Genomic DNA, 12084 nt, shown 5'->3' on the forward strand with positions numbered 1-12084 from the left:
ACGGGCGAACACATAACCACATGTTCCATCATCTGGCTGGCAACCTTCCTGTGTAGAACCTATATCTTCCGAATACGAAGAATATGAGGAACTCGTCATGCAGAGAGTCGGCACCTGGGGGTGGAGTCTCCTGCTCTTGCTGATCACGGCATCGGCCCAGGCCGAATCATTTCGCCAGGCGCCCAAGGCGATGAGTGCCATCCGCCAGGGCGCAGCCATCGAGCGCAGCAACCCGAGACAAGCCATTGCCTACTATTGCAATGCCGCCAGACTGGGCAATCCGGAGGCCTATTTTCGCATCGGCCGCCTGCTGGCCCGCGGGCCACAAGGTATCCGCAGTGCCCGGCAGGCCAACGCCTATCTCGCCATGGCCATGCGCCTTGGCAACCAGCAAGCCGCTCGTTATTACAACACTCGTGTAGGCAATGCCCCCCTGGGCAACTGCGGTGTGGGCAGCAGCCCTGCCGGTGTTCCCTGGGTACAGCCCGCTACCCCCTTCGATCAGGACAAATATCTGGCCCGACAATCTGCGAGCAAGCAGAAACTGGCCAACATGGTCCGGCAGGCCGCCGAGCGCCATCAGGTCGATCCCAAGCTGGCCCTGGCCATCGCTATCGCCGAATCCAACCTCGACCGCTTTGCCGTCTCGCCCAAACAGGCGCAAGGGGTCATGCAACTCATCCCCGCCACCCAGCAGCGTTTCGGTGTCACCCGCCCGTTCGATGCGGAACAAAACATCCGCGGCGCCATGGTGTACCTGAAATGGCTGGAGAAACAGTTCGGCCCGGACTGGATCAGGATCAGTGCGGCCTACAATGCCGGCGAGAAGGCGGTAGCCCGCTACGGCGGCATCCCCCCCTATCAGGAGACCCAGGATTACGTGCAGCGGGTGCTCTACTATTCAGGGCACAAGCAAACGGCAGAAACCAAGCCATCCCTACGCTGACAAGGGGTCGGCAACACATCAAAAAACCAGCCCGGTCCCACCCTATCGTCACTAACTTAAGGAAAAATTAAGACGATTTTTCCGGGGGTTTTGTCGGTCACAGCCCCATTCTGCCCTCCCCTCTATCTCACCTCGCCCACCCCTTCTTGACGGAGGATGAGCAACCGGCCGCCCGCTTTGCCCCCCCTTGTTCGTTGGTTTACAATCGACGGGTTTTTTGGAACCCGGTTGGCCTGTGCCGACCTGGCCCCACCACGACCTCAGCCTGTTGATGCAAAAACATTAACTCGCTGAAAAAGAAGAGAATTAGCCAATGGCTCAATTTATTTACACCATGAACCGGGTCGGCAAGGTAGTGCCGCCCAAGCGTCATATCCTCAAGAACATCTCCCTGAGTTTCTTCCCGGGCGCCAAGATCGGCGTCTTGGGTCTGAACGGCGCCGGTAAATCCACCCTGCTGCGCATCATGGCCGGGCTGGATACCGAGATCGAAGGGGAAGCCCGCCCGCAACCCGGCATCAAGATCGGCTACCTGCCCCAGGAACCGAAGCTGGAGCCGGAGCAGACCGTGCGCGAGGCGGTGGAAGAGGCCGTCGGCGAAGTGAAACGCGCCATGGCCCGCCTCGACGAGGTCTATGCGGCCTACGCCGATCCGGATGCGGATTTTGACAAGCTGGCCCGCGAGCAGGGCGAACTGGAAGCCATCATCCAGGCCCAGGGCGGCCACAACCTGGAAAACCAGCTGGAGCGCGCGGCCGATGCCCTGCGTCTGCCGGCCTGGGATGCCCAGATCAAGCACCTCTCCGGTGGTGAGCGCCGCCGCGTGGCCCTGTGCCGCCTGCTGCTGGAAAAACCGGACATGCTGCTGCTGGACGAACCGACCAACCACCTGGACGCCGAGTCCGTGGCCTGGCTGGAGCGCTTCCTACACGACTACGAGGGCACCGTCGTCGCCATCACTCACGACCGTTACTTCCTCGACAACGTGGCGGGCTGGATCCTGGAACTGGACCGTGGCGAGGGTATCCCGTGGGAAGGCAACTACTCCTCCTGGCTGGAGCAGAAAGATGCCCGTCTGGCCCAGGAAGCGAGTGCCGAAGCGGCCCGTCGCAAGTCCATCGAGAAGGAACTGGAGTGGGTTCGCCAGAACCCGAAAGGTCGTCAGGCCAAATCCAAGGCCCGTATGGCTCGCTTCGAGGAGCTCAACACCAACGACTACCAGAAGCGCAACGAGACCAACGAGCTGTTCATTCCGCCCGGACCGCGCCTCGGCGACAAGGTGGTGGAAGTGGCCAACCTGCGCAAATCCTACGGGGATCGCGTACTGATCGACGATCTGTCGTTTGCCATTCCCAAGGGGGCCATCGTCGGCATCATAGGCCCCAACGGTGCCGGTAAGTCCACCCTGTTCCGCATGATGTCAGGCCAGGAGCAGCCGGATTCCGGCTCCATCACCCTGGGCGATACCGTGGTGCTGGCGTCGGTCGATCAGTTCCGTGACAGCATGGATGACAAGAAGACGGTGTTCGAAGAGGTCGCCGACGGTCAGGACATCCTGCGTATCGGTAGCTACGAGTTCCCGAGCCGCGCCTACATCGGCCGCTTCAACTTCAAGGGCTCCGATCAGCAGAAGCGGGTCGGCGAGCTCTCCGGTGGTGAACGCGGTCGTCTGCATCTGGCCAAGCTGTTGCAGACCGGCGGCAACGTGCTGCTGCTCGATGAACCGACCAACGATCTGGACATCGAAACCTTGCGCGCCCTGGAGAACGCCCTGCTGGAGTTCCCGGGTTGTGCCATGGTCATCTCCCACGACCGCTGGTTCCTCGACCGGATCGCCACCCACATCCTGGACTACCAGGACGAGGGCAAGATCGAGTTCTTCGAGGGCAACTTCACCGAATACGAAGAGTGGAAGAAGAAGACCTACGGCGCCGAGGCCATCCAGCCGCACCGTGCGAAATACAAGCGTATCGCCAAGTAACCGGACAAGCGAGTGCGGCTTATTCATCAGCTGCACCGTTCCCATAGCGACAAGCGTATCGCCAAGTAAACCGGCAAATGCGACAAGGGGAGCCTCGGCTCCCCTTTCTTGTGCCTTATGGCTTACAATCCAGAACGAACGACCTTGCATGGATTTTGCGAAATGACGACCCAGCCCACCACTGAGAAGAAGCTCACCATTCAGATCCGGGTCGAACCCGGCTGCCTCGGGCCGGATGGCAAGGCGCACATCGAAACCTTCTGTGCCGCCGCCGCCAAGATCTTTGAAGCCGTAGAGCCCGAACTGGTGAGCTGGGTGCTGCTTCCCCGTTATGACAAGCAGTTACCGGAACAGGAGTTCTTCATCGCCGGTCGCAAGCTGAGCGAGGAGCAGGCCAGCCTGTTTCTGCGCCGTTTCGATCGGGAGCTGGGGGAAGTGCAGGAGCGGCTCGACTCCGTGCTTGCACAACTGGTGGAACGCTACTTCAAGACTCTCTGAGCATCGGTTTTGACAAAGAAAGGTTCTCTATCGAGGACCTTTTTTATCGCTCAAATAGCAAACGTTTGAATTTTTGCTCTATTCATTGATCCGCCTCGCAGATCCGGGGTTTGTAAACGTCCCTGCCTGTGTAAAAATGTGCGCGCTGTCACGGTATCAAGTCGAGTCTGGTCATTTAGCCACCATCTGCTGGGACCATTTACCCCGCATGAAGGGGTCCACCGGCTCCCTTGCTGCTTATTTCACGTCACCTATTGGAATTCACATGAACCAACCACACAACGCCACAGGGCAGGCTACCAATCAGGTCGCCGGGCAAGGATTGCTTGAGCGCCTGTTTGCCCTGCAAGGCCATGGCACCACAGCCCGCACCGAGGTCATCGCCGGGATCACCACCTTCCTGACCATGGTCTATATCGTGTTCGTCAACCCGCAGATCCTCTCCGCGGCCGGCATGGACACCCAGGCGGTGTTCGTTACCACCTGCCTTATCGCCGGTATCGGCAGCATCCTGATGGGCCTGCTGGCCAACCTGCCCATCGCCCTGGCACCGGCCATGGGCCTCAACGCCTTCTTCGCCTTCGTGGTGGTGGCCGGCATGGGTTACTCCTGGCAGGTCGGTATGGGTACCATCTTCTGGGGCGCCATGGGTCTATTGATCCTCACCCTGCTGCGGGTGCGCTACTGGCTTATCGCCAACATTCCGCTCACCCTGCGGGTCGGCATCACCGCCGGTATCGGCCTCTTGATCGCCCTGCTCGGCCTGCACAACGCAGGGATCGTGGTCGCAAGCCCCGCCACCATGGTGACTGTGGGCAACCTCACCTCCCTGCCCTGCCTGCTGGGGCTGCTCGGTTTCTTCCTGATCTGCATCTTCTCCGCCCGCGGCGTGCACTCCGCCGTGCTGATTGCCATCGTGGTCACCACCACCCTGGGTTGGCTGTTTGGCGACGTGACCTTCAAGGGCTTCATCGCCATGCCCCCCAGCATTGATCCCGTGTTCGGCCAGCTCGATCTGATGGGCTCACTGGATATCGGTCTGGCCGGCATCATCTTCTCCTTCATGCTGGTCAACCTGTTTGACTCCTCCGGCACCCTGATTGGCGTCACCAACCGCGCCAAGCTGGCCGATGACAAGGGTCACTTCCCGCGCATGAAGCAGGCTCTGATGGTCGACAGCGTGAGCTCGGTCGGCGGCGCTTTTATGGGCACCTCCTCCGTGACGGCGTATATCGAGAGCAGCTCCGGCGTCGCGGTCGGTGGCCGTACCGGCCTGACCGCCATCGTAGCCGGCATCCTGTTCCTGCTGGCTATCTTCTTCTCCCCCATCGCCGCCATGGTGCCGGCTTATGCCGCCGCCGGTGCCCTTATCTATGTGGGCGTGCTGATGTGCTCCGAGCTGACCCGGGTGAAGTGGGAAGACTTGACCGAAGCGGTCCCGGCCTTCATGACCGCCGTCATGATGCCGTTCAGTTTCTCCATCACCGAAGGGATCGCCGTGGGCTTTATCTCCTACTGCGTGATGAAGGCGGGCACCGGCCGCTGGCGCGAGATCAACCCCTGCGTGCTGGTGGTCGCCCTGCTGTTTGTGCTCAAGTTCGTCTGGGTCGACAGCCACTGATAACGACCGAACCGGTTAACCAAATGGGCTCCCGACAGGGAGCCCATTTTTATTACCACCGCACAGCCACTCATGGAGACGCTGTGCCGTCGGCGCAAAGTTGTTAACATGGTTGCTCCATACGGAACATGTTCACCATCCAGCAAGGAGCCAGGATGCATCACTCATCCCCCCGATCCACCTTCGAAGTCAGCGACGACAAGGGACGCCTTGACGTGTCGCTGATCCACCGTTTTTTGTCAGAAGAGGCCTACTGGAGCCCCGGCATTCCGCTGACCACTGTGCTGCGCGCCATCAATCACTCCCTCTGTTTTGGTGGCTACCTCGGCGGCCAGCAGGTGGCCTTCGCCCGGGTCATCACCGACAAGGCCACCTTCGGCTATCTCTCCGATGTGTTCGTGCTGCCCGAGCATCGCGGTCAGGGCTACAGCAAGACGCTGGTGGCGGCCATCCTCGCCCACCCCGAGCTGCAGGGGCTACGGCGTCTGAGCCTGTCGACCCTGGATGCCCACGGCCTCTATGGCAGCTTTGGCTTCGTGCCCGCCAGTGCACCAGCCAGCCTGATGGAGATCTACGACCCCGAGATCTACCTGCGTACCTGAATCTCGGGCTCCCTCTGCTGGCGGCCGATTATTTTCGCCGGATCATGCTTCTCGCCCCTGCGCTGTGACGTGGGGGCGCGACAGTGCTAGATTGGCAGCCAGCGTTTTCACCCAGCAGCTTCGTCAACCACAAGGATGGCAACCGTGGCCCAGCACTCTCCCTCTTTCTCCGCTCTTTCCCCCTTGCTACAAGCGCAGGCCCAGCGCCAGTGGCAGCGACTGCTCGAACTGGCGCCAGACTACGGCGACCTGCCCGAGACAACCCGGCAGATCCTGCTCACCCTGCTCGGTCTCTCCGACTTCGTCGCCGATTCACTGATCAAACAACCCGAGCTGCTGGCGCAGATCCTCGCCTCGGGAGAGCTGGAGCAGGCCGAGCGCTGGCCAGCCTACCAGCGCGATCTGACCGCCCTGCTGGCCGAAGTGGATGACGAGGAGGCGCTCAAGCGCATCCTGCGCCAGTTCCGCCGCAGCCGCATGCTGGTGATCGCCTGGCGCGAACTGCTGGGTCATGCCGAGGTGGAAGAGAGCTTTATCCACCTCACCAGACTGGCGGATGCGCTCATCTGCTCCGCCCGCGACTGGCTCTACGCCAAGCAGTGCGACGAGCTGGGCACCCCGATGGATGGCGACGGCAACCCGCAGCCGCTGCTGATCCTCGGCATGGGCAAGCTGGGGGGCGGCGAGCTGAACTTCAGTTCCGACATCGACCTTATCTTCACCTTCCCCGAGAACGGCTACACGGTGGGCGGGCGGCGCGAGCTCGCCAACCAGCAATTCTTCATCAAGCTGGGCCAGCGCATCATCAACGCCCTGCATCAACCGACCCAGGATGGCCAGGTGTTCCGGGTCGACATGCGGTTGCGCCCCTTTGGCGACGCTGGGCCGCTCGCCATCTCGTTTGCCGCCATGGAGGATTACTACCAGCACCACGGCCGCAACTGGGAGCGCTACGCCATGGTCAAGGCGCGGGTACTGGGACCCCAGTGCGAACACGCGGTCGAGCTCGCCGAGATGCTGCGCCCCTTCGTGTTTCGCCGCTATATCGACTTTGGCGTCATCGACGGCCTGCGTCAGATGAAGGCGATGATCGCCGCCGAGGTGCGCCGCAAGGGGCTGGAGGGCAACATCAAGCTGGGGGCCGGCGGCATTCGCGAAGTGGAGTTTATCGCCCAGGCGTTGCAGCTCATTCGCGGCGGCCGCGAGCCCGCCCTGCGGGTACGCCACCTGCCCGAGGCGCTCGCCGCCATCGCCCAATGCGGCGCCCTCGAAGCGGCCCATTGCGATCGCTTGCTGGTCGCTTACCGCTTCCTGCGCCGGGTCGAAAATATCCTGCAGGAGATCGGCGATCAGCAGACCCAGACCCTGCCCACCGAGGAGCGGGATCGCCAGCGGCTCGTCGCCGCCCTCGGCTTTGCTGACTGGGGCGCCTTCATGGCTCATCTCGATGAGGAGATGGCAGCCGTCCATCAGCAGTTCGCCGCCGTGGTGGGGGAAGAAAAAGAGGCCCCCGCCCATCTGGAGCAGCTCTGGCTCGATCTGTGGCGCACCGAGCTCGACGCCGCCGAGCTGGAGCAACTGCTGACCGCCCAGGGGGTGGCCGAGCCCGCCCCGCTCTGCGGTGCCCTGCTGCGCTTCAAGGAGGAGTACAAGCGCCGTCAGGTCGGCCCGCAGGGGCGTATCGCGCTGGACTGGCTGATGCCGGAGCTGCTGCGACTGGTGGTGGCCAGCGAGCAACCCGCCCGTCTGTTCGAGCGGGTGTGCGAGCTGCTGACCCGCATCTTCACCCGTAGCGCCTATCTGCAGCTGCTGGCGGAAAACCCGGGCGCCCTGCGCCAGCTGGTACGACTGTGCGACGCCAGCCATCTGGTGAGCGAACAGCTGGCCCGCTACCCGATTTTGCTGGACGAGCTGCTCGACCCCCAGCACCTCTACCACCCCACCCCGCTCGATCAGTACAAGCCCCAGCTGCGCCAGTTCCTGCTGCGCATCCCCGAAGAGGACGTGGAGCAGCAGATGGAGGCGCTGCGCCAGTTCAAGCAGGTGCAGCTGCTGCGCATCGTGGCGGCCGACATCGCCGGCGCCCTGCCGCTGATGAAGGTGAGCGACCACCTCACCTGGCTGGCGGAGGCGATCACCGAAGAGGTGGTCAATCAGGCCTGGGCCCAGATGAGCGAACGCTACGGGGTGCCGCCCGAGGTGGCGGTGAGCGGCCAGCGCGGCTTTGCGGTGGTGGCCTATGGCAAGCTCGGCGGCATCGAGCTGGGCTACGGCTCGGATCTCGATCTGGTGTTCCTGCACGGCGGCGACCCCAACAGCTACACAGATGGCCGCAAGCCCATCGACAGCCGCCAATTCTACCTGCGCCTGGCCCAGCGCATCCTGCACCTGTTCAGCACCCGCACCCCGTCCGGCATCCTGTATGAGATCGACATGCGGCTGCGCCCCTCCGGCGATTCGGGCCTGCTGGTCTCGTCGCTGTCGGCCTACGAGCTGTATCAACAAAACGAGGCCTGGACCTGGGAGCATCAGGCGCTGGTGCGGGCCCGTCCCATCTATGGCGATGAGGCGGTGATCGCCGAGTTTGCCCGCATCCGCCGCGCCGTGCTGGCCAAGGAGCGCGACCTGCCGACCCTGGCCCGCGAGGTACGCGAGATGCGCCACAAGATGCGGGATCACCAGCTCAAGGCGGGCGCCGGCGAGTTCGATCTCAAGCAGTCCCCCGGCGGCATGGTGGACATCGAGTTCATCGCCCAGTACCTGGTGCTGGCCCACGCCTGCGGTGAACCCGAGGCGCTCACCCGCTGGTCCGATAACGTGCGCATCTTCGATGAGTGCGTGCTGGCGGGGGTGCTGACGCTGGAGCAGGCGGAGGGGCTCAAGCACGCTTATCTGGAGATCCGCAACCTCGGCCATCGCCTCAACCTCTCCGAGGTCTCCCGCAAGGTGAGCGACGATCGGCTGCAGAATGAACGCAGCCATGTGCTGGCGGTCTGGCAACAGCTGTTGGGTGAAAAAGAATAAGAAAGGATCCTCGGTCTCGAGGCTAGTCCGCGACTCTTCCCAACTTGCATATAGTAAAAGAGCCCGCACAATGCGGGCTCTTTGTATTAGAGGGACGAGAAGCGACGGGTTATTTGAACAACCCCTTGAGCAGTTGATCGGCCACCCCCTTAACCCCTTCGTTGTCGGCCTTGTCACCCAGCAGTTTCTTGAGACCCCGCTCGGCTTCCTTGCGTGCCTTCTCCTCAAGGATCTTGTTGTTGCTGAGCAGCGCCTTCACATCCAGCCGATAGGTCGGTGCCTGCCACTGGCCACCAATGCGCACCGGTATGGTGATGTCTTTCAGCTCATCCACTCCTTTGCCGCCTTGCCCCTTGCTGCTCTCGACGATGGAGGTCAGGAACAGGAAGTCGAGTGTCTCGGGCACCAGTGCCGTTTGCCCTCGGCCATGCACCCGCAGTGCGGGGGCAAACAGCTGGATATCGTCGCTGCGCGCCACTCCGTTTGCCAGTTGGAAGCTGGCCGTCAGGGCACTGAAGTCTGTCTTGCGTACCTCTTTGACCTGATCCGTCCCCTTGCCGGTCAAGGTAGCCCGCGCCTCGCGGATCATCTCTGCCAGGTTGATGCCATGCAGGGCCCCATCGTGCAACGCCAGGGTTATCTTGCCCTGCATCCGGCTGCGTAGAGCCTGCTCTGACAGGCCTTGTCCCTGCACCTGCACGTCGAGATCGCCCCGCCCTTCCAGCAAGTCATTCTGCGCCAGGGTCTGCAACAGCGAGTGCACATTTACTCCCTGCACCCGTTTGCTCACCTGGTAGCGGGCTGGCTGCTGACGTGCATCGAGCACGCCACTCGCCGTCACCTTGCCGCCAGCTACGCCGGCGCTGAACTGCTTGAGGGTAAGCTGACCGTTTGCCAGCGCCAACTGCGTATCGAGCTGGCTCAGATCCAGCCCTCTCACCCGCAAGCTGTCCAGCTGCAGTCGTCCAATGGCATCGATTGCCTTGAGGGCATCCAGATTAGGTTCAACTGCTGAAAGAGCGCGAGTCACCTTGGCTGGTTCTGCCGCCTTGTTGCCCGCACTCGCCGGTGTGGTCGGAGCCGGCGCCACAGCGCTTGCCGATGTGCCAAGCCAGCTGTCGAGATCCAGCTTCTCCCCCTTAAGATCGAATTCCACTTTGGGCACAATCCCAAGCTGCACCGCACCTTCGCCAGTCAGCAGGGTATCATCGGCGCTCATCACCAGCTTGCTCAGGGTGACTTTCTTAGCCTCCAGCTCGGCACGGGCAAACCCGGCCAGCTTGAGGTTCATCTGTGGGTGCGGCAGCGTATCGCCATTCAATGTGGCACTGAGCACCACATCGGAGAGCTCAGCCAGTTTAAGATCCTGGTCAACCCTGGCCTTGAGCGTTCCCTCGAGCGCACCGGTCAGCGCCGGTTGCTCGCCTTCTCCCTGGGCACCTTGCAGGCTCAGAGCAAGACTGCTCCACTCCCCCAGCGCCAGGCGATCGGCCTTCAGGGTGAAGTTATCCAGCCGCCGAGAGGGCTGTTTGAGTGATCCGCCCACAACCACCCCTTTCAATTCGCTGGCCAACGCATTTTGTGCCAGCTTGACCTCCCCCTGTCCCTTCAGATCAAAGGCAAGCTGGCCTTGAGCCCCTTTGGCGGCGAATGTGACCGGCACCCACTGACCCATGACCAGCTGGCCGAGATCGAGATCGAGCCTGTCGAGGCGAGAAACAATACCGTTGCGATCGTCCTGCACCAGGGCACTGGCCTGTTCAAGCACCACTCCTTTCAGCTTGATCTGCCAAGGCTTGCTCTCTGCTGGCGCCACCTGAGGCTCACCAGCCGGCACCTTGGCCTCTTCCGCCGTTGCAGGCTCGGCAGATGACTTGTCCGAGAGCAGGCCGCTCAGGTTGGAACTGCCATCTGCTTTCGTCTGGATAAACAGATGGGCACCTGCCAGCTTCATCTCGCCTATCTCTAACCGATGGGAAAGCAGCGGCAGCAGGGCCACTGATGCACTCCCCTGCTCGAAGCGGATCAGATCAGGCTCGGCAAAGCCTGCCGGATTGCGCAGAGCCACTTTTTCGAGTGACAGGCCAAGACTCGGCCAGAAGCGCCAGTCGATATTCCCCGCCATCACCAACTCACGACCAGTGACCTTTCTGACCTGCTCCGTCAGCTGAGGTTTGAACTGGTTGGGATCGATCAGGCTGATCAGAGCAGTAATCGCGATCACTGCGGCCAGCACCAACCCCAACAGGATGTAGATGATCTTCTTCACGACAAACTCCTTGAATACGGATCTTGAGTGAGACTATATCACCCGAAACCCCGCAGATGGGGACAGTCTCCCAAAACAGCCAAATCAGGGGACAGGGATAGTCGCACCCGACACAAGCAATTCTGAATTATGAAGATAATTGCTGTGTCAGCAGGGTAATGGCAATGCGAGTCGACGCGAATGCAAAACGGGAAGGGGTAAGAGCGCCGAGTTTCACCCATTGGCAATCGGCCACGTCGTCCGCAGCACTAAGATCGGGCTTCTCGGTCAGATTGATGGCAAATGCGGTATCGCAGGTGTGATAGGTGATGCCGTCATAGGGATAGGTATTGGCAAACGAGCCCAGATAACGAATGGGGCAAGCTGAAACATCCAGGCCCAGCTCCTCCTGCAACTCGCGAACGAGGGCGGCTTCCAGCGACTCGCCGGGATCAACAAATCCGCCCGGCAGATCCAGCAGCCCCTTGCCAGGGTTGCGAGCCCTCACTGCAACCAGCACTTCATCTTGCCAACACAGGGCAACCATCACGGCCGCAGCCACATTCTGAAAGAAGTGGAAGCCACAGTCACAACGGAACTCCTTGTTGCTTTTGGCAAGCAGGGTCTCTTTACCGCATCGGGGGCAAAACATGGAACATCTCCATTTGGATAAAATCCTATTGTACGCTCCAGATAGGGCTGTATGAACAACATGGCAAGGTTCAGATGAAGATAGGAAGAAGGGAATAACAGAGGTTAGAACTGGCCAAAATACAAACAAAATGCCAAATTTCAGGCAATAAAAAACCCCGCTCAGTGAGCGGGGTTTTCATGTTGGGTGCCTGGCAGTGTCCTACTCTCGCATGGCGAATGCCACACTACCATCGGCGCTACCGCGTTTCACTTCTGAGTTCGGCATGGGTTCAGGTGGTTCCACGGCGCTATGGCCGCCAGGCAAATTCTTAATCCAGAAAGCTGACGTGAATAACGAACTAACTTGCTGCTAGTCGCTATCACTGAATTCGTAGTTCGTTCATTCGCTACAAGGCCCAGAACACTTCTTGGGTGTTGTATGGTTAAGCCTCACGGGTAATTAGTATGGGTTAGCTCAACACGTCGCCGCGCTTACACACCCCACCTATCAACGTTGTGGTCTCCAACGGC

Annotated in this window: 8 protein-coding genes and 2 rRNA genes; 6 read left to right on the top strand and 4 right to left on the bottom strand. The window is 61.1% G+C overall.

Features of this window, described 5'->3' with window-relative positions:
- Nucleotides 1–97 precede the first annotated feature (97 nt).
- From ACB028_RS06245 to glnE, 6 genes are all read left to right on the top strand, one after another.
- Complete coding sequence (locus ACB028_RS06245; protein WP_371143767.1) at nucleotides 98–946, top strand: lytic transglycosylase domain-containing protein; 849 nt, start codon at nucleotides 98–100, stop codon at nucleotides 944–946.
- A 313-nt stretch (nucleotides 947–1259) separates the two neighbouring features.
- Nucleotides 1260–2927 carry an energy-dependent translational throttle protein EttA gene (ettA, locus tag ACB028_RS06250; protein ID WP_026456971.1) on the top strand — a complete coding sequence of 556 codons (1668 nt, stop codon included), beginning with the start codon at nucleotides 1260–1262 and terminating at the stop codon, nucleotides 2925–2927.
- Between the two features lie 162 nt (nucleotides 2928–3089).
- The gene (locus tag ACB028_RS06255) at nucleotides 3090–3425 is read left to right on the top strand and encodes a hypothetical protein (protein ID WP_026456972.1); all 336 of its coding nucleotides are present in this window, start codon (nucleotides 3090–3092) and stop codon (nucleotides 3423–3425) included.
- 265 nt (nucleotides 3426–3690) lie between these two features.
- Nucleotides 3691–5046, top strand: a complete 1356-nt coding sequence (locus ACB028_RS06260; RefSeq protein ID WP_342010300.1) for an NCS2 family permease — start codon at nucleotides 3691–3693, stop codon at nucleotides 5044–5046.
- A 155-nt stretch (nucleotides 5047–5201) separates the two neighbouring features.
- Entirely contained in the window at nucleotides 5202–5648 is a 447-nt protein-coding gene (locus ACB028_RS06265) for a GNAT family N-acetyltransferase (protein ID WP_371143768.1), read from the top strand.
- Nucleotides 5649–5792: 144 nt separating this feature from the next.
- Nucleotides 5793–8672, top strand: coding sequence for a bifunctional [glutamate--ammonia ligase]-adenylyl-L-tyrosine phosphorylase/[glutamate--ammonia-ligase] adenylyltransferase (glnE, locus tag ACB028_RS06270; protein ID WP_371143769.1), 2880 nt, complete (start codon nucleotides 5793–5795; stop codon nucleotides 8670–8672).
- Nucleotides 8673–8781: 109 nt separating this feature from the next.
- Here glnE and ACB028_RS06275 read toward each other — a convergent pair whose 3' ends face one another.
- The 4 genes from ACB028_RS06275 to ACB028_RS06290 form a co-directional block, all read right to left on the bottom strand.
- The gene (locus tag ACB028_RS06275; protein ID WP_371143770.1) at nucleotides 8782–10941 is read right to left on the bottom strand and encodes an AsmA family protein; all 2160 of its coding nucleotides are present in this window, start codon (nucleotides 10939–10941) and stop codon (nucleotides 8782–8784) included.
- A 127-nt stretch (nucleotides 10942–11068) separates the two neighbouring features.
- On the bottom strand, nucleotides 11069–11572 hold the full coding sequence (locus ACB028_RS06280) for an NUDIX domain-containing protein (RefSeq protein ID WP_342010304.1): 504 nt from the start codon (nucleotides 11570–11572) through the stop codon (nucleotides 11069–11071).
- A gap of 188 nt (nucleotides 11573–11760) precedes the next feature.
- Nucleotides 11761–11875: ribosomal RNA gene (gene rrf, locus ACB028_RS06285) — 5S ribosomal RNA — on the bottom strand.
- A 117-nt stretch (nucleotides 11876–11992) separates the two neighbouring features.
- Nucleotides 11993–12084: ribosomal RNA gene (locus tag ACB028_RS06290) — 23S ribosomal RNA — on the bottom strand; the annotation flags it as partial.

Origin of the sequence: Aeromonas sp. S9(2024) (assembly GCF_041403185.1) — a bacterium.
Classification (GTDB): Bacteria; Pseudomonadota; Gammaproteobacteria; order Enterobacterales; family Aeromonadaceae; genus Aeromonas; species Aeromonas enteropelogenes.

What these genes read in the sequence shown, in the direction of transcription:
- ACB028_RS06245 (WP_371143767.1), top strand. Translation starts at nt 98, where the DNA reads ATGCAGAGAGTCGGCACCTGGGGGTGGAGTCTCCTGCTCTTGCTGATC.
- ACB028_RS06265 (WP_371143768.1), top strand. Translation starts at nt 5,202, where the DNA reads ATGCATCACTCATCCCCCCGATCCACCTTCGAAGTCAGCGACGACAAG.
- ACB028_RS06280 (WP_342010304.1), bottom strand. Translation starts at nt 11,572, where the DNA reads ATGTTTTGCCCCCGATGCGGTAAAGAGACCCTGCTTGCCAAAAGCAAC.
- ettA (WP_026456971.1), top strand. Translation starts at nt 1,260, where the DNA reads ATGGCTCAATTTATTTACACCATGAACCGGGTCGGCAAGGTAGTGCCG.
- ACB028_RS06255 (WP_026456972.1), top strand. Translation starts at nt 3,090, where the DNA reads ATGACGACCCAGCCCACCACTGAGAAGAAGCTCACCATTCAGATCCGG.
- ACB028_RS06260 (WP_342010300.1), top strand. Translation starts at nt 3,691, where the DNA reads ATGAACCAACCACACAACGCCACAGGGCAGGCTACCAATCAGGTCGCC.